The following is a 23,440-nucleotide window of genomic DNA, read 5'->3' as shown; positions in this document are numbered from 1 at the left end:
CTAATCAACATCTTCAACAATGCCTCCGTGCAGGTGATAAATAGCTTTGCCCTGGAATTCAGATTGCCGTAATAAATCTTTGGCCGCCACTCGGCTTCGGACACCGTTAGTACAAATAACAATTAGTGATTCATAGGGGAGGAGTTCCGATTTTCGGGCACGAATATCCGGCAAGGGGACATTTAGCCCGCCAATATTAAACTCATCAAACTCCCATTCATCGCGCACATCGACGACGGCAGCATGTGGTTGATGACGAAGCTCCTCAACTTCGCGGAGGGTTATGTCGGTGTAACTGTTTACAGGCATACGCGGGCATAACAATCAATTTCTGAAGCCTGTTCAGTATTCAGACAGCACTCATTAGCGTACATAGACCGACTTTAGCGGCTTAGTAAGCATGGTAAAGCGCGTTAGAAGGATAGTTACTCTGTCAATCTGTCATAAATGTCGGTGATGGAACAGGATTTGACGTCACTTAAGCAGCTCATAATCTTATTTAACAATAAACTATGGAATCCGTACAAAGCGAAAAGGGTAATATTTCAATTCACACTGAGAATATCTTCCCGATTATTAAGAAATTTCTCTATTCCGACCACGAGATTTTCCTGCGTGAATTAGTATCAAACGCCGTAGATGCCACTCAAAAACTGCGTCAGTTGTCTTCGTTCGGTGAATTCGGGGGTGAGTTAGGTGATTTGAAAGTGACGGTTTCGCTCGATGAAGAAGCTAAAACCATCACCATTAGTGATAACGGTCTTGGCATGACCGCCGATGAAATCAAGAAATACATTAACCAGATTGCGTTCTCTGGTGCAACCGATTTTCTGGAGAAATATAAAGATAAGACAGACGACAAAGGCCAGATTATCGGTCACTTTGGCTTGGGTTTCTACTCAGCCTTCATGGTTGCCGAGAAAGTTGAAATTGTTACGAAATCCTACCGCGACGGTTCGGAAGGGGTTCGTTGGATTTGCGACGGGTCAACCGAATTTGAGTTGACACCAGCCGAACACGAAGCCCGTGGAACGGATATTATTCTGCACATAGCGCCCGATTCTGAAGAATTCCTAGATAAAAATCGGTTGCAGGGTATTCTGGACAAATACGCTCGTTTCTTGCCAGTGCCCGTGGAGTTTGATGGAAAAGTGGTCAATAACACGGCACCAATCTGGATAAAGGCACCTTCGGAACTGACCGACGAAGACTACAAGAATTTCTACCGAGAATTGTACCCAATGGGTGAGGAGCCACTGTTCTGGATTCATCTGAACGTGGACTATCCGTTCAACTTGACCGGTATTTTGTATTTCCCCCGCATCAAAAACGAACTACGGTTTCAGCGCGAAAAAATTCAACTGTACAGCCGTCAGGTGTTTATTACCGACGAGGTGAAAGACGTAGTGCCCGACTTCCTGATGATGCTGCACGGCGTAATTGACTCGCCCGATATTCCGCTCAACGTGTCGCGGAGTTTCCTGCAATCGGATGCCAATGTTAAGAAAATCAATGGTTATATCACGCGTAAAGTTGCCGATAAACTAAACGACCTGTTCAACGCTGACCGCAAGTCATTCGAAGAAAAATTCGACGATATTGGTCTGTTTATTAAGTACGGTATTTTAAGCGACGAGAAGTTTTGGGAGAAAGCGAAGAACTTCGTATTGCTCAAAAATACTGAAGGTCAGTTTGCTACGCTGGATGAATACCGCGAGAAAATCCAGGCAAACCAGACCGATAAAAACGAAACGCTGGTCTTGCTCTACACCTCCGACCGCAAGCAACAGGACGCTTATATTGATTCGGCACGTCGCCGGGGCTATGATGTTTTGCTGCTGGACAATGTTATTGATTCTCACTTCATTAATGCCCTTGAGCAAAAACTCGAAAAGGTCCATTTTCAACGTGTAGATGCCGATACAGTCGAAAAGTTAATTGATAAAGGGCTGAATAACGAAAGCGTTTTATCGACCGATGACCAGACGAAGTTGAAGGAAGTGTTTGAGCAGGTACTGGATAATAAGATGCTCAATGTAAGCATAGAAGCTCAACCCGTGGATGAGTTGCCCGTTACAATCACGGTGCCAGAGTTCATGCGTCGGATGAAAGACATGTCGGCGCTTTCGGGTGAGCAGTCGTTCTACGGAAATCTACCAAATACCTATAATGTGGCAGTCAACGCTAACCACCCGCTGATTGGCAAAGTTCTGGCCGAATCAGACGCTGATGCGCAGAAAGCCTTGGTAAAACAGATTTATGATCTGGCGTTGCTTTCGCAGAATATGCTTACTGGCGCAGAGCTGACAGCTTTTGTTCGCCGGACAGTAGCTGGATTATAACCGTTATTTTATATTAGTGGCGGTTTCTGTTGTGATTTGTAGTTGCGCCATGTAGCTACAAATTACAACAGAAACCGCTATTGTTATGTGGAATTATGGTCGGCCATTGCTGCTATGCGGTATCTGACTTACCGAATTACCTCCTTGCTTTTTGGATATACGACTAAACCAGACCCTTCGTTTGGCCACTAACCGTCCAATGATGAAAATCAGCACTAGCCCGATAATTACGACTGCAACTAGGGGCAGAAAAATCGTAAAAACTGACAGGCCGATGGATGCAACGTTTTCGCCCGTTGCCACAACCGGGTTGCCAGCCCCGCCAGTTGTAGCCGTAGAACCGATTCGTAGTAAACTTGTTCCAGCCTGAATAATGCCTGCCGAACTACCGCCGAGCATAAGACCCAGCCCCCAATGCATCAACGGGTTGTCGATATGTAGAAAGGATGTGCTCAGTAACGTTCCGGCAATGATGGATGCGGGCGTGGTAATTGTATCGAGTACGTTATCCAGCCAGGGAATATAATAGGCGCCAATCTCAACCACTGTCGCAACAGTGAGTCCCATTAAAGCAGGCCAGCCATTGAGCCACTCAAAACCGGTCATCGTGCCCACAATACCGAGTTTCATGGCTGCACTGGCAACTAGCAACGGTACAAATACCCGAAAACCGCAGCAAGCAGCTAGGCCGACGCCAATGCAGGCACTCATAATCCATTCGAGAGACATAGCTTTTCGTTTAAATCCTAACTTATTTTACGACCTGTGGGTTTAGCCAAAAAACTGCGAATTGAAATTCATCAGGAACGCTTCGTCCGTTGCGCGGGTCAATGCCGTATAAAGCCACCGCACAAATTCGTCGTTAACCTGACCATCGGGTAGAAAACCCTGATCGATGAATACCGCGCTCCATTGCCCACCCTGCGCCTTATGACAAGTGAGGGCATAGGCAAATTTCACCTGTAAAGCATTCAGATACGGGTCACGCTTGATGGCTTCGGACCGTTCTTTTTTGCTCTTTATGTAGAAGTAATCTTTCGACACGCTCTCATATAGTGCCTTGTACTGATCTGATGTTAGCGACGGCACAGGCGTATGTAAAGTATCTAGCATAATTTTAGCATCAAAATCGGGCTGCTCCTCGTAATCTATCAGGCGTAGCGTGACGGTGGCGAACCGGAAGCCGTGCATTTCCTCTTTGTTGCGAATCTTTTGTACCTCCGCAAACTCACCATTTGCCAGAAATCCAGCCGGGGATTCTTCGTCCAGCACCGTATAATTGTTCCGGGCAATCATCAGCATATCGCCCGCATCAAGTTCTTCCTCGCACTGGTCAATCATTCGCCGGACGAACTGGTTGTATTGAACCGCCGTTTTGTTTGATCGGCAAATGATGGCCGTATTCTCGCGCCCATATTTATCGTACGCGTACCGAATACCATCTTCCAGCTTCATCAATGGCATTTTGAAAATATCATTGAACGAGCGCACATTCAACTGAATAGCCGGTGCTTCGCCAGTAGATGCAGAAGAATTGTCGTTAAGAAGTGCATCGAAACCAACGGCTTTAGGGGTGGCCGATGCACCATCGAGCAAGAGCCGCAAGCCCGTAGCATTATACAGAATACCCGATTCCTCGTCTTGGCGCATTACTTCGGTTAATTCCTGTTCATAGACCGTCATGTCGAAGGCACTGGCCAGAAAATTTCGGTCCAGTGCAGGGCTCAACTCGCGTCCAACGGGGGGTAACTGAGCGGTATCACCCACAAGCATGAGCTTGTTGCCGGGATTTTCAAATACATAATCAATTAGGTCTGTTAGTAACCCTTTGCCACCAAAGTCCGCTTCGTCCGAGATCATCGAGGCCTCATCCACGATAAACAACGTGTCTTCGTGGTAATTTTTTTGTCGTTGAAACGCCAGTGTACTAGAACCCGGATCGGCAACCTGCCGGTAAATTTTCCGGTGAATAGTCTGAGCGGGCTTCTTGGCGTAATTAGTCATAACCTTGGCCGCCCGACCCGTAGGCGCAAGCAAAACCGATTTATAGCCAAAACGGGGCAGCACTTTTATGAGCGTGCCTACAAGTGTGGTTTTGCCCGTACCGGCGTATCCACGCAATAAAAAACAGTCGCGGTAGTGTTCAATTTCTTGAGGAGTAATGAACTGGCCGATTTGTTCAAAGAATTGCTCTTGACCAGGAGTAGGCTTAAAAGGGAAACGTTTGGCCAGCAAACTTGCAGCCGTTTGGGTTTCGTTCATGGGTCTAATTTACGAAAAAAGGAGGACATGGAAAAGAGGAAAAAAGACAGAGAAGCGATACCTTTTTAGTTTTTTTAATCCTTTTTTCATCCAACCTTTCCTCCTTTCTACCTTTTCCTTATATTCACCCACTACTAAACTCCCTCTCCCAATGAACATACGTCAAATACTTCAGGGAAAGTCCATTAACGCACTTTACAGTGTCTCGTCTGATCAAACAGTACTGGATGGGCTTAAGGTTATGGCCGACAAAAATATTGGCGCCTTACTGGTCGTTGATAAGGGTGTACTGACCGGGATTTTTTCCGAACGCGACTATGCCCGCAAAGTAATTCTGAAAGATCGTCACTCAGACGATACCCGCATTGCCGATATTATGACGGCGAACGTGATCACCATCGAACCCGAACAGACCATAGAAGATTGCATGGTTATCATGTCGGACAAGCATATTCGCCATTTACCCGTCATGGACAAGGGCGAATTGATCGGCATTATTTCTATCAATGACGTGGTAACGGCTATTATCCGAGATCAGAAAGTCCGCATCGATTCCCTCGAAAGCTATATCTCGGGAAGTCCATATTGATATACGACTGCGTAGGCAGCTCTCTTGTAATTTAAGCTGACAGACGGGTAAATCGGAACGGATACATCGTAATTCATAAATCACCTGTACCTTTGCGCCCCTAAATACGCATTAAACTGTGACGCAAATAGCTGATAAGCCTCGGGAGGAAGTGCTGAAATTGTATGGAAACCGACTACGGCTGCGCATTTGTGGCCTCTATCGTGAGGGAGAACAGCTATTAATGGTTCGCCATCGGGGTATTGGGCCAACAAATACGTTCTGGTGCCCACCAGGGGGTGGTGCCCAGTTTGGCGAAGCGGCTCCTGCTGCCCTGATTCGGGAGTTTATGGAGGAAACCGGACTGGAGGTCGAAATTGGTGATATGTTGTTTGTGAATGAATTCATGCAGCCGCCCCTTCATGCATTGGAATTATTTTTTGCCGTAAACGCAACAGGCGGTGTGCTTCAACAGGGTATCGACCCCGAAATGAGCATTGACGGGCAAATTATTGAAGATGTTCGTCTAATGAGTTTTGCAGAAATAAAAAGTTATCCGCCCGAAGAGGTTCATGCGCTATTTCGGTATTGCAACTCACTCGATGATGTGTTTCAATTAAGAGGCTATTTGCCGTAAAAACCCATTAAGAATGAATTGCCTGCTTTGTGCAGGTTTATCGTTTTGTCTTACTCTTAAATTTTAGTTGTCCGACGTTTTGCAAATCGCTGTGACCCCCGCACCCACCGTAACCACACACGCCGACTCGTTCGACCCCCAGGTTACTGACCAATCGGTATTAAGTCTGGAAGTTGGTCGAGACCGCTTTCGATTTATGGTGCAGGATAAGAGTGGCCGGGGTTCGTATCTTAATGATTACACGTTTCCATCGCTGCTGACCGACCGGTCGATGACAACGATTTTGCCTGATGTATTTCGCGAGCATCCGGTCTTATCGGCTGGGCCATGGCAGGAAATTCGTATAGGCGTAAATTCGCCTTCGTTTACGCTTATACCTACCCCGCTTTTTCGGAAAGAATACGCGGGAAGTTATTTGGCTCTTATGCGTGGCAGCGCGCTACCCGCTCACGAGTTTGCTCATTCATTTGACCATGAAGCCGAAGGGTTTCAGTCGGTGTTCAATCTGGAGCATCCCTTGGCAGATTTCTTTTCGGAGGTGTATCCGCTCCAGCGGCTAACGTTCGTTCATCAAATTGGCGCGCTGATTCAGGCCACCGCTGATCTTGACCGTTATGCATTGACGCCCGATAACGTTTATTTATTTTTTGAAGACGAGTTCACCACAATTATTTGCCGCAGTGCGCACCAAGTACGTTACTGCAATCGTTTTGGCTACAGAAACGTACAGGATCTAACGTATTATATTCTTTACGTACTCGATGAGCAGGGGCTGAACCCCGATCTTATTCATGTTTCTCTTTATGGCGAAATCACTCCATTTGCCGAAGCGTACGCCGAAATAAGTCGTTTTCTACCCCATTTACTATTTGGCCAGATACCACCCAGCCTACTCTTATCTCCTGAATTTAATGACCTGCCCGATCATCGATATTTGAGCCTGTTCGGGTTAGGTTTAATGAGCGAATGACCAGACCGCTGAATAGATGATCTATAACTCACTGCAACCAGCTATTCGCTTATTCCTACTGTATAAATTATGAAGCGTATTGCCCTTTTTCCCGGTTCGTTTGACCCATTTACTCGGGGACACGAAGATATTGTCTTGCGGGGTTTGCAGTTATTCGACGAAGTTATCATTGGTATTGGGCGAAACGCCCGCAAAGAGCGCTATTTTTCCCTTGAGCAGATAACAGAGTTAGTAGAAGGAGCATTCCGCTATCAGCCAGCCGTGAGCGTTATCACTTATGACGACCTGACTGCTAATGTAGCGCGTAATATTGGGGCTAAATTTTTGCTGCGTGGCCTGCGCAATACCACCGACTTTGAGTACGAAAACGGCATTTCGCAGGTTAATCGATATGTCTACGAAGACGTTGAAACGGTCTTTCTGATTACGTCTCCGCACCTGGCTCCCATTAGTTCGAGCATTATACGGGACCTACACCGGTATGGTCAGGATGTCGATGAATTTCTGCCGTATCAATTAGGAAAGGTAGAAAAGATATAGAGCCGTATAAAAGGCGCAACGATGTGATACATGGCAATAGGGGATACCCCTATGCCTTGCCACTCACGCCTTTGTTTACTTCATCAATTACGTACCGGATTGAGCTAAACGAATTGGTCAGGGCCAGTTTCGTTTCCCGACGGTCGAACCAGGCAAGTTTTTCAATATCTTCTTCGGCTTGGGGAACCATACGGCTATCGTCAAGCACACCCATTCGATACCATTTAGTGCGCTTCAGAATTCGATTGCCGTTGAGGTTATACGTATGCCAGGTAGTACAAATGCGTTCGCTGATAGATACCCGAACCCCTGTTTCTTCTTTCACCTCTCGAGCCGCTCCCTGACGGGATGATTCGCCTTCGTCCAGCTTCCCCTTTGGGAGATCCCAGACACCCCGCCGAAACATAAGCAACATTTTGTCATCTTTAAAGACTACGCCACCGGCGGCTTTAATAATCTTGAAGGGCTTTTTTATTGCGTCCTCGCAGGTTTCTTTATCGAGACAACCCAATGTGACCGACAGCAGTTGATTAGTATCGGCTTTCTGAAATAAGGCGAGCAATTTGCTCACAGTGGCAGGAATAGCGTTTAGTACCAGCAGATGGCCATGGAGCATATCGTGCTTAAGAGCTTCTAATCGCGCATCAACAATTTGGTCGTAGTCAATAAATGCCGGGTGGTTTGCCAACGCAGGATTTGTTAGTTGAGCAGCGGCTTTAGGGCCAACGAGCCGAATAGGGCGGTCGTTAATAAAAACAATCATCGAGAAATAAGCGGTTCAAACCGTAAAAGTAGCAAAACTGACGGTCTGTCGCACAGTTAAAGCTGTTGTAAACCAGTTCCATTTCTATATTTTTGCAACAGGTCAACCTCCTCCTTTGTGGAAATTCTAATTATATTTCTTCTGACGCTCCTGAACGGGGTATTTTCAATGTCAGAAATCGCTTTAGTCTCCTCTCGTAAGTCTAAATTAGAAACAGCTGCTAAGAATGGAGATCGTCGAGCTCAGGTAGCTCTCGATTTGTCTAATTCGCCCAATCGCTTTTTGTCAACGGTGCAAATCGGCATCACGCTGATTGGCATTCTGCTGGGTATCTTCTCAGGGGATAAACTGACTACCGAAGTTCAGGAGTATGTGGCTCAAATAGATTTTCTACGCCCGTATGCGCACTCGGTAGCCGTCGTGCTGGTATTGTTGCTGCTAACGTATTTCTCGCTCGTTTTTGGGGAATTAGTGCCTAAGCGAATTGGTTTGTCGAACCCTGAGGGAATTGCCAAAACTATGGCGGCACCCATGATTTTCCTTTCGCGCCTGACATCACCCTTTATCGCCCTGCTAACTATTTCCAGCGACTTATTGCTCAAATTATTGAACATCCGACCCAACGAAAGTGCGGTAACGGAGGAAGAAATTAAGAGTCTGATTCAGGAAGGTACTTCGGGTGGGGCTATTGAAGAAATTGAGCAGGAGATTGTACAAAATGTTTTTCAACTCGGCGACCGCAAGATTACCTCCTTGATGACGAACCGGCAAGAAATTGTTTACCTGGATCTGGAAGATGACCCCGCCGAAAATAAGGCCCGGATATTGGGCCACAAGCATTCTGTGTATCCGCTCTGCAATGGGGGCGTTGACGAAGTTGTCGGGTTGATTTACACAAAAGACTTTTTAGGTAGAGACTTGGATACCGAACTTCTGCGTCTGAACGATATGAAGCGGGATGCTCTCTTCATACCTGAAAATAATAAAGCCTATCAGGTGCTGGAGCGCTTCCGGGAGCGTCGTCAATACGTTGGCGTAATCGTTGACGAATATGGCGGTGTGTTGGGTGTTATTACGCTGAACGATATTCTGGACGTGCTGGTTGGCGACATCAACGACGACATTCATTCTGATTATGAAATCCGAGAGCGCGAGAATGGTACGTTCCTAATTGATGCCCAATTACCCTTCGAGGACTTTCTATCCTACTTTTCCATCAATATCACCGCACAGGCTCGGCGTGAATTGACGGGATTTGATACGCTCGGCGGGTTTGCCTTGCACATCCTGAAAGATATTCCCCAATCGGGTGAATCGTTCGTTTGGCACGCCTATCACTTTGAGATTATAGATATGGACAAGAGCCGAATCGATAAAATTTTGGTGAAGAAATTAGTTGAGGAATAAACCGCAGACCGATTTAGAGGGTTATAGATGCGTATCAAACTCATCAACAACCATGCGACACTTCAGCCCCGATTTCAATGAGTTGACTGGCGGTTCGTCCAGCCATGTTCCGTCTGGTATGGACAATGACCCAAATGCAGACGAAGAAGTAATTGATCAGCAGCAGGATAGTTTGTCGCCACGGGAGGAGTATCCTAAGGCGATAGATGAGTCACCCAGTCTAGACGAGGCTAATGCAGACCAGGCTGAACCAGCGAAAATTGTTCCCGACGATTTAGCTGCTTCAATAGCCTATGCCCTCGACGGTAGCGGCCCCGGTCCAACGAATGACAAACCGAATGTTGCAGGCCATAGCGTAATCGCCGAAGGCATGACCGGAGGTGGATCTGAAGACGATGAAGATGTCTCGTGAAAACAGTCGTGGATACCTACACCACTTCTTTGTATTGCATCCGGTACAAATTCGCGTAGAAGCCCTCGTGCTGTAGCAATTCTTCGTGGTTGCCCTGTTCAACAATACGGCCTTTATCCACTACAATAATATTATTCGCTTTCTGAATAGTGGAAAGGCGGTGGGCAATTACGATGGCGGTACGACCCTTCATTAACTTACCAATGGCATCTTGAATCATCCCTTCAGTTTCGGTGTCTACGGAAGAGGTAGCCTCATCGAGCACAATAATTTTTGGGTCTTGCACCATTGCCCGTACAAACGAGATTAGCTGACGTTGACCAACCGAAAGCGTTGACCCACGCTCCATTACGTTGTATTCATAACCACCCGGCAACCGTTCAATGAACTCGTGAACACCAACGAGTTTGGCCGCTTCCACTATTTTTTCACGACTAATTCGTTTATCGCCAAGGGTAATATTGTTTTCAATAGTGTCTGAAAATAGGAAAACGTCCTGTAACACAACGCCTATATTTCGGCGCAGATGACCAAGTTCGTACTCATGAACGTCTACGCTATCAATCCGAATTTCGCCTTTATTAATATCATAAAAGCGGCTTAATAAGTTGATAATAGACGATTTGCCTGCGCCTGTTGCGCCCACAAACGCAACCGTTTCGCCTGCATTAACCCGGAACGAAATGTCGCGTAGTACCCAATCTTCATTGTTATACGCAAACCAGACATTTTTGAAGTCTACTTCACCCTGGATGGCGGTTGGGGCGTAAGTACCATTGTTGACGGTAAATTCGTCGCTGTCTAATAATTTCAGAATACGGTCGGTGCTGACAATTCCCATTTGTAGCGTGTTGAAGCGGTCAGCCAACATCCGAATGGGGCGGAAAAACAAATTGATAAACATCACGAAAGCCGTAACCGTCCCGAATGTGACATCTGAACTAATGATCTGTTTAGCTCCGTACCAAACGACCAAGCCAACCGCAACCGCCGAAATGATGTCAGCGACGGGATAATAGACCGAATAATACCAAATTGAGCGAATATTGGCCGCTCGATGTTCTTCGTTGATGACTCGAAATTTTTCGGCTTCGATTTTCTCGCTGCCGAAAATCTGGACAATGTTCATGCCCGTAATATGTTCCTGTACAAACGAGTTCAGATTGGCAACTGCCGTCCGCACCTCATTGAATGACGTTTTGATTTTTTCTTTAAACACATATGTACTAAACAGCATGACCGGAATGGTAGACAGGCTGATAGCTGCCAGCCGCCAATCGGTATAAAACATCACGCCGATGATCAAAACCAATTGCAGGATATCGCCTGCAATGGCGGCCATACCTTCGCTAAACACATCGGCCAGCGTTTCGACATCCGAAATTGCCCGCGTTACTAACCGACCGATAGGGGTATTATCGAAAAACTTGAGTCGCAAATGCAGAATTTTTTGATATAACTGTACCCGAATATCCCGGATAACATACTGGCCCAGCCAGCCCGAGAGATAGGTGTTTAAAAACTGGATGACGGCTTGTACCACCAAAACGCCAATCATAATAACCAGCATCAGCGTCAGTTGCTGATAATTACCCATTGCAATGACATTATCAATGGTGTAACGTATAAGTAGGGGTGTTAGCGGGGCCAGGCAAGCCGACAGCATGATGATGCTGATAAGGAGATAAAAGCGCGTTTGATAGGGTTTTATAAACGCGTATAGCCGTTGGAGAATGGCTAAATCAAATATCCGACCGACCGGTGGCCCATCGCTTTTCTTTTGTTCGTTCACAGGGTAACTAAAATGGCAAGTTCAGAGAGGTAACAGTGTTTTTAACCCGAACGTTTCAGCTAAATAGTGATTTGCCGGTCAACCCATAGAATCTATAAACAGTAAAAATCAGGTGTAGTCGCTTTGTTTGGAATAGTAATTGATTAAAAGGAATTTATGAAACGGCGGACATTTGCCCGGCTTGTTACCGCCTTACCGGTAAGTTTGGGTATTAGTAACGAAAAAGAAAATTGTACCTTTTCTGATGTATTGTCAACGAATAGAGCGGCCAATAACGACCGGGCTTATTGGTTGCAAACGTTACTAAAAGTTGCCGATCCGGTGTTGACAGCTCTGTCAAAAAATCGCCTGAAAGCTACTATGCCCATTGAGTGCGCACCCGGTCAGCAGGCAGGCCGCATGGCGGTGTCGCACCTTGAAGCCCTTGGCCGGACGATGGCGGGACTGGCTCCCTGGCTTGACCTTAATGGCGATGGTGATGTTCAGGAAGGGCTTTTGCGGCAGCGTTACCTCGATACAGCCAGACAAGCGATTGCCAACGGGGTAGACCCTCAGTCGCCCGATTATCTGAATTTTACGAAGAATGGTCAGCCGTTGGTCGATGCCGCTTTCCTGGCGCATGGCCTTGTCCGGTCACCAAAGCTATGGAATGCGCTAAGTACCCATGAACAGGCTAACGTTATAAGCGCGTTACAATCGAGCCGGGTTATTAAACCAGGCTACAATAACTGGCTATTATTTAGTGCCATGGTTGAAGCCGCTCTGTTGAAGTATGCCGGTTCTGGCGATGAGTTGCGTATGGATTATGCTATCCGTCAGCATCAGACCTGGTACAAAGGTGATGGTGCTTACGGCGACGGACCCGATTTTCACTGGGATTATTATAACAGCTATGTTATTCAGCCCATGCTGCTGGATATAGTGAAAACGCTTGTCGATGCCGGGAAAGCTGACAAGGTTTTGTATGAAACACTCTTAACCCGCGCTCAGCGTTACGCCATTGTGCAGGAGCGACTCATCGGCCCTGATGGATCATTTGCGGCTTTTGGACGATCGTTAGCCTACCGTTGTGGAGCGTTTCAATTGCTGGCGCAAATCGCGTTACAAGGAAATTTGCCTTCAGAATTAGGGGCCGGTCAGGTTCGTTCGGCCCTAACCGCCGTAATTCACCGTACAATGGATATACCCGGCACATTCGATGCAAAAGGCTGGCTCCAGATAGGGTTGTGCGGTCATCAGCCCGCCATTGGCGAAACGTATATCTCAACAGGAAGTTTGTACTTGTGTTCGGTGGCGTTTCTTCCTTTAGGATTGCCTGTGTCAGACCCGTTCTGGTCAGCTCCGGCGACAGACTGGACGTCCAAAAAAATCTGGTCTGGGCAGAATGTGAGCGTTGACCACGCGATTAAGGAATAAAAAAAGGAAGCCGGGAAACTCTCGCCCCCGGCTTCTTACATTGAACTGACTTGACTATTAACTCACCGGTCCTCCGTTCCAAATGGATTCGCCGGGGGCAATAAGAGCTAGTTTACCATCTCGGTCTTCGGCCATCAGAATCATCCCCTGCGACTCGAAGCCCATCATCTTTCGCGGGGCAAGGTTGGCGAGGAACGTAACTTGTTTTCCGATGATGTCTTCCGGCGCAAAATGCTTGGCAATACCACTCAGAATCTGCCTTCCGCCGAGGCCATCGTCTACTTGCAATTTCAGGAGCTTGTCGCTTTTAGGAACGCGTTCCGCTTCGGTGATGGTACCGATACGTATGTCCATTTTAGCAAAATCATCGTACGTAATTTCGTCCCGAAGGGCTGGAATAGTCTTGGTTTCTAACTCATTCATTCGTTTAGCATTCAGCAGTTTCTGAATCTGTTTGTTGATTTCGTCGTCTTCGATTTTAGCGAATAACAATTCCCCCTTGCCTAATGCGTGGCCCTCAATCAAAAGGTCGGCCCGGCCCGCATTCGTCCAGTTGAAGTGTTCAATAATATTAAGTTGACTGCGTAGTTTTTTAGATGTGAATGGCAAAAACGGTTCACAGACAATACTCAGGTTGGCCGAAATTTGCAGGGCAATATTCAGGATTGTATTCACCCGCAATGGATCGGTCTTGACAACTTTCCAGGGTTCGGTTTCAGCCAGATATTTATTGCCCAGACGAGCCAAATCCATTAGATGCCCCAACGCTTCCCGGAATTTGTATTGCCTGATGGCCTGCCCAATACGGTCAGGAAATAGAGCCAGCTCGTCCAGAACTTGCTGGTCATAGCTCGTTAGCTCGCCATTAACCGGCACTTTATTATCACAGAATTTTTGTGTCAATACAACGGCCCGGTTCACAAAATTACCGAATACGGCCACCAACTCATTGTTGTTGCGCGACTGAAAATCCTTCCAGGTAAATTCGCTGTCTTTTGTTTCGGGAGCGTTAGCCGCTAACACATACCGCAGTACATCCTGTTTGTCGGGAAACTCGTCCAGGTATTCATGAAGCCAGACCGCCCAGTTGCGCGACGTGCTTATTTTGTCGCCTTCGAGGTTCATAAACTCATTGGCGGGTACATTGTCGGCCAGGATAAAACTACCCTCGGCCATCAGCATCGCCGGAAAAATGATGCAATGGAAAACAATGTTATCCTTGCCAATAAAATGCACCAGTTTGGTGTGTTCATCACGCCAGTAGAGTTCCCAATCCCGGCCTTGTTCAGCCGCCCATTCTTTGGTCATGGAAATGTAACCGATGGGCGCGTCGAACCAAACGTAGAGTACCTTGCCCTCGGCATTAGGCAGCGGAACGTTGATACCCCAGTCGAGGTCGCGGGTCATGGCGCGAGGCCGTAAGCCTTCTTTAAGCCACGATTGGCACTGCCCGAATACATTCGTTTTCCACTCCGTATGGCTATTTACGTACTGCTCAATTTTAGGCTGCATCCGGTCCAATGGCAAAAACCAGTTTTTGGTTGAGCGCATAATTGGCTTGGAGCCAGAAAGCATGGAATGTGGCTCGATAAGTTCGGTAGGACTAAGCGCCGTGCCGCAGCGTTCGCATTGGTCGCCGTATGCGTTGGGGTTACCACAAACCGGACAGGTACCAACAATGTAACGGTCGGCCAGAAACTGACCGGCTACTTCGTCATAATATTGCTCGGTCACCTCTTCGTCGAAATCGCCCTTTTCATAAAGTTTGGTGAAAAACTCCTGCGAGGTTTCATGGTGGATTTGGTTCGACGTTCGCGAATAAATATCGAACGAGATGCCGAATTCATTGAATGCCTGCTTGATCTGGCCATAGTATTTGTCTACGACTTGCTGGGGTGTAATACCTTCTTTCTTGGCTTTAATCGTGATGGGTACGCCGTGTTCATCGGTGCCGCTGATAAAGGCGACATCTTTGCCCGTTGAACGGAGGTAGCGTACATAAATGTCGGCGGGCAGGTAGCATCCGGCAAGGTGACCGATGTGAATCGGGCCGTTCGCGTAGATGAGAGCCGCCGTAACGGTATAGCGTTGTGGGTTTTCGAGAGACATAATCCAGGAATTGGAGCGCAAAATTAGCAATTCAGGGCCGAACGTTGTTATGTTTACGTAAACAGTACCGCCGGTCCGCTATGGAGAACACCACGCCGAACACGAATAATTTCCTTAACTGGGTTGAAATCAAAAACTTCAATTGACATCATCACTGCCTAATCCGGTTTTTATCACAGGGGCCACCGGTTTTATTGGCTCTCATATTGCCCGGCGGTATATAGCCGACGGGCATCTGGTTTCAGCACTCTATCGTTCGAAAAATGGGTACGGGATGCTTTCTGATGTGGCCGAACAAATCACCTGGTACGAAGGTGATGTACTAGATATTCCTTCCCTGGAAGTGGCTATTCGCCCGAATATAGATGTCATTCACGCAGCGGCCATTGTCTCATTTGTGTCGAAAGATCGTGATCGAATGGAACATATAAATGTAGAAGGTACGGCAAATATCGTAAACGTCTGCCTGAAAGCGGGGGTGCGGAAATTAGGCTATGTTAGCTCGGTTGCTGCTCTTGGCCGACCGGCAGCAAAAGGAGGAAAAACCAGCGAACCTACCATAATTAAGGAAGACCAGAAGTGGGAAGATTCGCCGAATAATTCAGTTTATGCCAAAACAAAGTATTGGGCCGAATTGGAAATATGGCGGGGTGTGGCCGAAGGGCTGAATGCCATAATGGTCAATCCATCTGTTGTGCTAGGCGTGGGCGATTGGAGCCGGAGCAGCCTTCAACTTATCAACTATGTGTATGAAGAAAAGCCGTTTTATCCGGCGGGTTTAGCCAATTGGGTGGACGTGCTCGACGTGACGGACGCTCTGGTAAAATTAATGCAGTCTGACAGGACGGCTCAGCGGTTCATCCTAAGTGGGGGCACCATTCCGTATCGTTCGTTGTTAGAACAAATAGCAGCCGTGCTGGGTAAACGTCCGCCAAGTGTGCAGATTCCGCCCGCGCTAACCCGTCTGCTTTGGCCTCTGGAGGCTGTGCGAGCATGGCTGACAGGTAAGGCTCCGCTTATCACCCGCGAAACGGCTCGGTCGGCGAGTTCATTGTATGAGTACAATGGGCATAAAATCGAGGAGGTGCTTGATTTTCAGTACCGACCATTGAGCGAGACCCTCAAGCGTGTGGCAGACGCTTTTGGAAAGACCTCGGCAGGTGCATAAATTTTCGGTTCGCGGGTTGGAGATTTGCTTAATTGAGTTTATATTTCACTGCCAAAGGATAAATCGCACCATTGGTGCGGCCCCTATCCGCCCACATTTTGAAGGCAATAGCATGGAGCAAGAGTTCGAAGAACGAGAAGGCGATATTAAAGAATCAATCCGGCTTTTTGAGCAGATGCTGGACCAGCAACAAAGCCAGTTTTTCGACCTGGATGTCTATGAACAAATGGTTGAGCATTACCTCAATCAAGGTGATTTAGACAAGGCGTTTAAAGCCGCCGAATCCGGTCTGGAAAACTTCCCTTATGCCCTGGAACTGATGCTTGACAAAGCCCAAATTCTGGCTAATTTCCAACGATTCGACGAATCGCTGAATTTGCTGGAAAGGGCTTCTTTGTTTAACCCCGGTGATCTCGATGTGCCCTTTATGCAGGGGTCGGTCCTGAACATGGCTGGTCGCTATGAGGAGTCTATTCAGATTTTGGAAGAACTGCTCGACCGCGCCGAAGATAAGGACGATATTCTGTTTCAGTTGGGCCAGAGTTATCAGAACTGGGGTAAATACGACGAAGCTATTACGCAGTATAAAAAGTCTATTGCGCTGAATATCAACAACGAAAATGCGCTTTATGAACTGGCGTTTTGCTTAGACGTAACGGGCGAGTTAGAGAACAGTCTGGCCTATTACCAGCAACTGATCGATACCGACCCGTATTCGTATAATGCCTGGTATAATATTGGTATCGCTTACAGCAAATTGGCGCGTTATGCCGAAGCCGCTGAAGCTTACGATTATGCCGTCATTATTAAAGACGATTTTGCGTCGGCGCATTTCAATCTGGGCAATACCTACATGAACTTAGGGTTGTTCGAGAAGGCTGAAGCCTGCTACCGGGAAACATTGAAGTATGAAGAAGCTACCGCCGATACATACTGTCACCTTGGGGCTAGCCTGGAGAAACAGGATCGTATTACCGAAGCCATTAAGGAGTATCGCGAAGCCATCAAGTTAGATGCCAAATGGGATGAAGCCTGGTATGGTATCGGTGTTTGTTTAAGCGAATCGGGTAAGTGGTACGAAGCTTTGCCGTTTCTGCAAAAAGCAGTCAAGTTAAGTGATCAGAACGGTGAGTATTATCTGGCAGTTGCCGAAACAGAATACAAAATCGGGAATGTATTATCGAGCGTCGAAGCATTCGAGAAAGCAGCTGAGGTAGATGCCGAAAATCCTGATGTGTATCTAACATGGTCACTGGTGCCATTCGATCAAGGCGATTTCCTGAAGGCTAATGACATTATTCAGTCGGGCATCAATGATATGCCGAGCGAAGCCGATTTATATTATCGCTCGGCCGTTTATTTGATCCACGCCGGTCATTACCGCGAATCGCTGATTCAGTTGGAAGCGGCTCTCTCGTTGGATTACGAGGCTCACGTTCAATTGTTTGAGTTTTTTCCGGAATTGGAAAAACAGAAGGCGTTGTACAAAATTATTCAACAGTACAAGAAGGAATAAGAGTAGTCAAACTCCCTAAAGAAACGGCTCCTACTGATTTAGTAGGAGCCGTTTCTTTAGGGAACAGGGTCAAGTTGGGCCAGGCGTTTAATGATTTCTGCTTTGCTCAGAAAAACGTCCGGGTTGGGCCAGTGGTTCTGAATGCATATTTCGTAGAACCACTGGTTTGCTTTTTCGAGTGTGGATAGACGTTTGAGTTTTCCATCATCGCCCCAGGTGAATAGGACCTCGTCAACTTTACCTTTATTTTCATTGACAGCGTAGACTTGATCGTATAAGCCAATTTTGCCAATCGTCAATCGGCGACAGAATTGGTTTTGTACCTTAAGGAAGACGGTCGAATCTAAGCGAGGAGTAACCGATGTATCCGCAGCGGCAAGCACTAGTCGCTCAAGTCGCCTGAAATAAATTCGCTGCCCCGGTGAATGACCATCCTGATAGAAAAAAAAAGCTTGGCTTCTGTTGTACAGAAAACGACCACGCAGCAAATCCCCATTGCTCAACAAGGCCGTGCCATCGTGTAATTGATAAACGATGGGAAGAATAAAAGAGGGCGATGGATGAGCTATGATAACACCGCGGGGTACCGGCATTGAGCGCCCTGCCTGACCATAAGTGAAATAGGGTAGCAGAAGAAAAAGTGTGGTTGGAATGAGTGACTTCATAAAGAATAAAATTTACTCATATTGCTAAAACGATGCGTGCTAATTACTGTATATGCATTAAGAGTAATTTAATAACTAATCGGTTTGAATGGCTTCCAAATAGTTTATCACGTCTATCTTGTCTTTTACAGTCACTAATGAAATGGGGAAAGTGATCGCTAATGGGCAAGGTATGAGTAGTTATGAGAAATTAAAATTGATACTAACAACCATAACGTGGTGAGCCCTAACGGTATGCCGGTTGTTGTCAGAGATTCTAAGAATGAACGGAACAAGGTAAGAATGGGTTAGCCAGCCAAGTTAACTTGCATGACAAATCTCTATTACCGTTACATGAATAAGCCGACAGGCACCCTATCAAGCTATTATTGCATTAGCCGCTCGCTAGTAATTATCTTTCTGTTAAGTGTATGGGTTTCAAAGGATGTTCTAGCGCAATCTGATTCTGTTCGACTATATAAACATGATGTATCCCGTACCGACTCATCGGCTGATATATGGGATGTATACTATCAATTTATTAATACAAAAGGCCATCGCCCCGCTGAGTGGTCTCAAGCGGGCTTTCATCCGTCAATTTTCCCTGAATTGGCCTATGCACTACAAACAGGATTTGCGGTCGGCTTGAACGCCAATTTGTCATTTACCAGTGCCGACCCTCAACAAAATGTCTCTGTAATCTATTCGACTCCTCAATACACCCAATACCATCAGGTCATTATTCCCATTGTAACCAATCTTTGGACGAAAGGAAATCGCTATAACATCATTAGTGACTGGCGTTACTACGATTATTCGGCGGATAACTTTGGGCTAGGAGACAACTCACGCGCTGACGTTAATGACCGGCTTTTTTATTCATATCTGCGTCTGCACCAGTCGGTTTTACGGCAGATAGTCCCTAATTTCTCCGTTGGAATTGGTTATGCGCTCGATTATCACTGGCGCATTAGTGAAGAGAATAGTACACCCCAACTGAACGACGATTTTCAGCGGTACGGTTCATCTACTCGTTCCGTTTCGTCGGGGCCGACTTTTAGTGTACAATACACAAATCGGCGCAATCCCAATAACCCTCAAAGCGGATTTTTTGGGAGCATACTGTTCCGGCCAAATTTACAATGGCTAGGCAGTGATCACAACTGGCAATCTGTCGTTGCTGATTTTAGAAAGTATCTGCCTTTATCAACTAATGGACGGCATATTTTAGCATTCTGGAGCATGAATTGGCTCAGCTTTGGTAGTCAGGCACCGTATTTAGATTTGCCCAGCACGGGCTGGGATACCTACTCGAATCTGGGACGTGGCTATACACAGGGACGATTTCGAGGTCGAAATCTAGTGTATTTAGAAACAGAATACCGTACTATATTGCTTAATAATGGTCTGTTGGGTGGGGTCATCTTTGCCAATATGCAGACGTACAGCAATTACCCGAATTCCAATCAATTTGGTCGAATACTGCCAGGTGGTGGCGTTGGGCTCCGGGTGAAAGTAAACAAGCACTCGAACCTGAACTTAGCTATCGATTACGGTATTGGTATTGGTGGGTCACAGGGCTTGTTTCTGAACTTAGGCGAAGTATTTTAAGTGGGGGTTTCAGGCAAATCGGTCCGGATTAAAGGCAAGAATATCCATGCTATCGGCCCCGCCGTTTATTACTTCGCTAACTAGTTTACCCGTAGCTGGGCCCAAACTTAGCCCCATCATGCCGTGTCCCGTTGCCAACACCACGTTCTCGTATCGTTCGGTTCGGCCAATATAAGGTAATCCGTCAGGTGAGCAGGGACGTAAACCTCGCCAAACTGTATCAATTTCAGGCATCTCGACGGGTACATCCGGATAATATTGATTGATCGACTGCACAATGCCCCGCACCCGATTCATATTAACAGTCATGTCGGTACCTGCCACTTCGAGCGTTCCGGCAAATCGTAGACCGTTATCCATTGGCGTAGCCGTTGCGCGCGCTTCGAGCATAATGGCCGGAATACGTACATTGTTAGCAACGTTCCGAAGCATAAAACTATACCCTTTTCCACCCTGCATGGACAGGCTCAAGTCTAACAATCGGGCTAACGATGGTGACCACGCGCCCCCAGCCACAACCAATTCATCGACCGGGTAAATACCCTGAGCCGTTTGCACCGAATTTACCCGGGAACCAGTTTTTTCAAAGCCCGTTACGGCATGATTTTCCAGAATTGTAACGCCTTCACGGCGCAGATAGGCTACAAATGAACGAATCAATTCGCCCGGATTCAGGTGGGCGTCACCGGGATAGTACACGGCCCCACGCACGTCAACACGGGTGTTGGGTTCCATATCCTGAACCTGCTGACTGTTGAGTACCCGTGCTTCGACACCGGCCCGATTGGCTACGGCGGCTTCATCGGCCATTTCATGTTCTGCCGATGCCGTTTTATAGAGCATCAATAGCCCTCGTTCCTGCCATTCAAATTCCAGATCGCCGTTAGCCGCCAGATCCTGATACAGTATTTTGCTAAGCAGGCTGATGTCTCGCAGAACCGGAATCGACCGTTCGACATGTTCGGGTGTTGAGTGCCGATAAAATAGCCAGCCCCAGCGGGCTAGTTCGGCATTCAAACGAGGTTTAACATAAAATGGGCTGGTGGATTTGAGCATCCAGCGCATACCCTTTGCCATCATTCCCGGCTGCGCCAACGGAATTATATGACTGGGAACAATCATTCCCGCATTGCCAAACGAGCAACCGTCAGCAATTGAATTCTGGTCAAACAGCGTAACGCGATGCCCCGCTTTGTGCAAATAATAGGCTGAACAAAGCCCAATTATCCCTCCACCAACAATACCAATCCTATTCGAGGCCCGATGTGTCATATTACCTGAAATCCATAAACGTATGGATCGTCTTCATCCAAAATAAGGTGGTTGTATCCGTAAATTCTGGCCCAGCCTTCAACACTCGGCACGATGGCCGGATGATTGGCTAGTTCGGTTTCTACTTCGATACGACCGTTGAAAATAGAGCCGATAATACTCTCATGCACAAATGTTTCGCCCGGTTTAAGACGACCCTGAGCGTACCACTGCGCCATTCGTGCCGACGTACCGGTACCGCAAGGCGAGCGATCAATGGCTTTGTCGCCGTAAAAAACCGCATTACGGGCCGTTGACGTTTCTTTGATTGGTTTGCCCGTCCAGAGAATATGGCTAAGTCCATTAATGGTCGGGTCTTCAGGGTGAACAAAGGTGTATTGTTCGTTCATCCGCTGGCGCATTACGCGCGCCCAACCGATAAGTTGCTCGGCTTTGTAGTGTTCCAAACCAGGGAAGTTTGGTTGAGGATCTACGATGGCGTAGAAGTTCCCACCATAAGCCACATCTACCGTCAGCAAGCCCAACTCCGGGCAGTCAACCGTCAGTTGCTCGGCAGCCAGATACGACTTGATATTCGTGATTTTCACCGACGTTACTTTCTTGCCTTCCTGCTGGTACTCGGCTCGCACAAGTCCGGCTGGTACTTCCAGATTTAAAACACCGGGTGTTTTGGGATAAATCAGGTTTTGTTCGATAGCCACCGTAACTGTACCAATGGTGCCGTGCCCGCACATGGGCAAACAGCCGGAAGTCTCAATGAACAATACGCCTGCGTCATTCGCTGGGTTGGTGGGCGGATACAAAATGCTGCCCGACATCATGTCATGTCCGCGTGGCTCAAACATCAAACCCTTTCGAATCCAGTCGTAGTCATGCAGAAAGTGCTGCCGTTTCTCGCTCATGGTTTCCCCTTTCAGAAACGGAATGCTGCCGCCCGTAACCACCCGAACCGGATTGCCACAGGTGTGAGCATCAATGCAGAAAAAATGAAATTCGGCCATACCTTATTGAGCCGGGGCTAGAACCGGGCGATTCGCCAGCGCGGTTTGGATAACTTGCTGAACCTGCTCACGTTCAGCACCAATTAGGGGCAAACGCGGGGCTCGCACATACTCAGAACCGATACCCGTTGCTGTAGCGGCCAGTTTGATATACTGCACAAGTTTTGGGTGAATGTCCAGTTCGAGCAATGGCATAAACCAGCGGTAAATTTCCAACGCTTCCGCGATTTGACCGGCTTTGGCTAGTTCATAAATGGCCATTGTTTCCTGCGGAAATGCATCTACCAGACCGCCGACCCAGCCATCGCAGCCTAACAGCAACGCTTCCAGTGCCAGCGTATCGACACCACCCATTAACTTAAATCGGTTGCCAAACGCATTACGCATTCGGGTAATATTGGTCAGGTCGCGAGTTGATTCTTTTACGGCCTGAATGTTTGGCAGTTCAGCTAATTCGGTAAACATAGCCACGGTAGTCATGATTTTATAATCGAATGGATTATTATAAATCATGATTGGCAATGAGGTCTCCTGCGCCACCGATGTAAAAAACGTAACCGTTTCGCGGGCATCGGCAGGGTAACGCATAGGCGGCAATAACATAAGGCCGTCGGCACCAGTTGCTTCGGCCTCACAAGCGCGGGCGATAGCCTGTTTGGTCCCTTGCTCAGCAATGTTAACCAGTACCGGCACCCGCCCCTGACAAACGGCCAGCGCCGATTCTAGCAGGATAATTTTTTCCTCATTCAGCAACGTACTGGCTTCGCCCAATGATCCACCAATAATAAACCCGTGTATGCCGGCGTCGAGTTGCGCGTGCAGGTTTTTTTCGAAAAGCGGCAGATCCAGTTGATCATTGGCCGTAAACGGAGTTAGGAGCGCGGGATAGACACCTTCCCACTGTACGGAAACATTCATTGGCGTTATGGCTAGTGATATTGAAAAATCAAAGTTCCTGAATAGTCAGCGATGTCCGTTGCCAATAATTAATGGATACTAATACTCGTTTC

The 23,440-nt window shown here is 47.3% G+C and carries 21 protein-coding genes; 11 read left to right on the top strand and 10 right to left on the bottom strand.

Translation table 11 applies throughout. The features are described from left to right. Window positions 1–309: a rhodanese-like domain-containing protein gene (locus tag ACFS25_RS20980; RefSeq protein ID WP_381504918.1), complete on the bottom strand. Its 309-nt coding sequence runs from the start codon at window positions 307–309 to the stop codon at window positions 1–3. Window positions 310–512: 203 nt separating this feature from the next. Here ACFS25_RS20980 and htpG point away from each other — a divergent pair, with 203 nt between their 5' ends. Then, on the top strand, window positions 513–2,342 hold the full coding sequence (gene htpG / locus ACFS25_RS20975; protein WP_381504916.1) for a molecular chaperone HtpG: 1,830 nt from the start codon (window positions 513–515) through the stop codon (window positions 2,340–2,342). Window positions 2,343–2,435: 93 nt separating this feature from the next. Here htpG and ACFS25_RS20970 read toward each other — a convergent pair whose 3' ends face one another. Next, window positions 2,436–3,071, bottom strand: coding sequence for a DUF4126 domain-containing protein (locus tag ACFS25_RS20970; protein ID WP_381504914.1), 636 nt, complete (start codon window positions 3,069–3,071; stop codon window positions 2,436–2,438). A 42-nt stretch (window positions 3,072–3,113) separates the two neighbouring features. Then, the gene (locus ACFS25_RS20965; RefSeq protein WP_381504912.1) at window positions 3,114–4,604 is read right to left on the bottom strand and encodes an ATP-dependent DNA helicase; all 1,491 of its coding nucleotides are present in this window, start codon (window positions 4,602–4,604) and stop codon (window positions 3,114–3,116) included. A gap of 151 nt (window positions 4,605–4,755) precedes the next feature. Between ACFS25_RS20965 and ACFS25_RS20960 the strand changes: the two genes are divergently transcribed. From ACFS25_RS20960 to coaD, 4 genes are all read left to right on the top strand, one after another. Then, window positions 4,756–5,193 (top strand): CBS domain-containing protein, encoded by a 438-nt coding sequence (locus tag ACFS25_RS20960; RefSeq protein WP_381504910.1) that lies wholly within the window; start codon window positions 4,756–4,758, stop codon window positions 5,191–5,193. Window positions 5,194–5,311: 118 nt separating this feature from the next. Then, window positions 5,312–5,809 carry an NUDIX domain-containing protein gene (locus ACFS25_RS20955; RefSeq protein ID WP_381504908.1) on the top strand — a complete coding sequence of 166 codons (498 nt, stop codon included), beginning with the start codon at window positions 5,312–5,314 and terminating at the stop codon, window positions 5,807–5,809. Between the two features lie 91 nt (window positions 5,810–5,900). Next, the gene (locus tag ACFS25_RS20950; RefSeq protein WP_381504906.1) at window positions 5,901–6,779 is read left to right on the top strand and encodes a DUF3822 family protein; all 879 of its coding nucleotides are present in this window, start codon (window positions 5,901–5,903) and stop codon (window positions 6,777–6,779) included. A gap of 69 nt (window positions 6,780–6,848) precedes the next feature. Beyond that, window positions 6,849–7,319 carry a pantetheine-phosphate adenylyltransferase gene (coaD, locus tag ACFS25_RS20945; protein ID WP_381504904.1) on the top strand — a complete coding sequence of 157 codons (471 nt, stop codon included), beginning with the start codon at window positions 6,849–6,851 and terminating at the stop codon, window positions 7,317–7,319. Window positions 7,320–7,368: 49 nt separating this feature from the next. Here coaD and ACFS25_RS20940 read toward each other — a convergent pair whose 3' ends face one another. Further along, a complete protein-coding gene (locus ACFS25_RS20940; RefSeq protein WP_381504902.1) occupies window positions 7,369–8,082 on the bottom strand; it encodes an NUDIX hydrolase in 714 nt (237 codons plus the stop codon). Between the two features lie 117 nt (window positions 8,083–8,199). Here ACFS25_RS20940 and ACFS25_RS20935 point away from each other — a divergent pair, with 117 nt between their 5' ends. Both ACFS25_RS20935 and ACFS25_RS20930 read left to right on the top strand, forming a co-directional pair. Then, window positions 8,200–9,489, top strand: coding sequence for a hemolysin family protein (locus tag ACFS25_RS20935; protein WP_381504900.1), 1,290 nt, complete (start codon window positions 8,200–8,202; stop codon window positions 9,487–9,489). A gap of 52 nt (window positions 9,490–9,541) precedes the next feature. After that, complete coding sequence (locus ACFS25_RS20930) at window positions 9,542–9,901, top strand: hypothetical protein (protein ID WP_381504897.1); 360 nt, start codon at window positions 9,542–9,544, stop codon at window positions 9,899–9,901. 16 nt (window positions 9,902–9,917) lie between these two features. Here ACFS25_RS20930 and ACFS25_RS20925 read toward each other — a convergent pair whose 3' ends face one another. Beyond that, a complete protein-coding gene (locus ACFS25_RS20925; protein ID WP_381504895.1) occupies window positions 9,918–11,693 on the bottom strand; it encodes an ABC transporter ATP-binding protein in 1,776 nt (591 codons plus the stop codon). 156 nt (window positions 11,694–11,849) lie between these two features. On the opposite strand from ACFS25_RS20925, the gene ACFS25_RS20920 reads away from it, so the two are divergent. Then, entirely contained in the window at window positions 11,850–13,109 is a 1,260-nt protein-coding gene (locus tag ACFS25_RS20920) for a DUF2264 domain-containing protein (RefSeq protein ID WP_381504893.1), read from the top strand. A gap of 57 nt (window positions 13,110–13,166) precedes the next feature. Here the strand turns inward: ACFS25_RS20920 and metG are convergent, their stop codons facing one another. Beyond that, window positions 13,167–15,218, bottom strand: coding sequence for a methionine--tRNA ligase (gene metG, locus ACFS25_RS20915; RefSeq protein ID WP_381504891.1), 2,052 nt, complete (start codon window positions 15,216–15,218; stop codon window positions 13,167–13,169). Between the two features lie 142 nt (window positions 15,219–15,360). On the opposite strand from metG, the gene ACFS25_RS20910 reads away from it, so the two are divergent. Both ACFS25_RS20910 and ACFS25_RS20905 read left to right on the top strand, forming a co-directional pair. Next, window positions 15,361–16,386 carry an NAD-dependent epimerase/dehydratase family protein gene (locus ACFS25_RS20910; RefSeq protein ID WP_381504888.1) on the top strand — a complete coding sequence of 342 codons (1,026 nt, stop codon included), beginning with the start codon at window positions 15,361–15,363 and terminating at the stop codon, window positions 16,384–16,386. Window positions 16,387–16,498: 112 nt separating this feature from the next. Then, the gene (locus ACFS25_RS20905; RefSeq protein WP_381504887.1) at window positions 16,499–17,902 is read left to right on the top strand and encodes a tetratricopeptide repeat protein; all 1,404 of its coding nucleotides are present in this window, start codon (window positions 16,499–16,501) and stop codon (window positions 17,900–17,902) included. Between the two features lie 56 nt (window positions 17,903–17,958). Here ACFS25_RS20905 and ACFS25_RS20900 read toward each other — a convergent pair whose 3' ends face one another. Then, window positions 17,959–18,567: a hypothetical protein gene (locus tag ACFS25_RS20900; protein ID WP_381504885.1), complete on the bottom strand. Its 609-nt coding sequence runs from the start codon at window positions 18,565–18,567 to the stop codon at window positions 17,959–17,961. 309 nt (window positions 18,568–18,876) lie between these two features. Between ACFS25_RS20900 and ACFS25_RS20895 the strand changes: the two genes are divergently transcribed. After that, window positions 18,877–20,157 (top strand): BamA/TamA family outer membrane protein, encoded by a 1,281-nt coding sequence (locus ACFS25_RS20895; protein ID WP_381504883.1) that lies wholly within the window; start codon window positions 18,877–18,879, stop codon window positions 20,155–20,157. Window positions 20,158–20,166: 9 nt separating this feature from the next. Here ACFS25_RS20895 and ACFS25_RS20890 read toward each other — a convergent pair whose 3' ends face one another. The 3 genes from ACFS25_RS20890 to ACFS25_RS20880 are packed head-to-tail and all read right to left on the bottom strand — an operon-like array spanning window position 20,167 to window position 23,348. Continuing rightward, a complete protein-coding gene (locus ACFS25_RS20890; protein WP_381504881.1) occupies window positions 20,167–21,429 on the bottom strand; it encodes an NAD(P)/FAD-dependent oxidoreductase in 1,263 nt (420 codons plus the stop codon). Next, entirely contained in the window at window positions 21,426–22,430 is a 1,005-nt protein-coding gene (locus ACFS25_RS20885; protein ID WP_381504879.1) for a 4-hydroxyproline epimerase, read from the bottom strand. The genes ACFS25_RS20890 and ACFS25_RS20885 overlap by 4 nt, the downstream gene beginning before the upstream one ends. A gap of 3 nt (window positions 22,431–22,433) precedes the next feature. Continuing rightward, window positions 22,434–23,348 (bottom strand): dihydrodipicolinate synthase family protein, encoded by a 915-nt coding sequence (locus tag ACFS25_RS20880; RefSeq protein WP_381504877.1) that lies wholly within the window; start codon window positions 23,346–23,348, stop codon window positions 22,434–22,436. Between the last annotated feature and the right edge of the window lie 92 nt (window positions 23,349–23,440).

The sequence above is a fragment of the Spirosoma flavum genome (assembly GCF_042686045.1).
Taxonomy (GTDB): domain Bacteria; phylum Bacteroidota; class Bacteroidia; order Cytophagales; family Spirosomataceae; genus Spirosoma; species Spirosoma flavum.
This window is presented reverse-complemented; position numbering and strand designations above follow the sequence as displayed.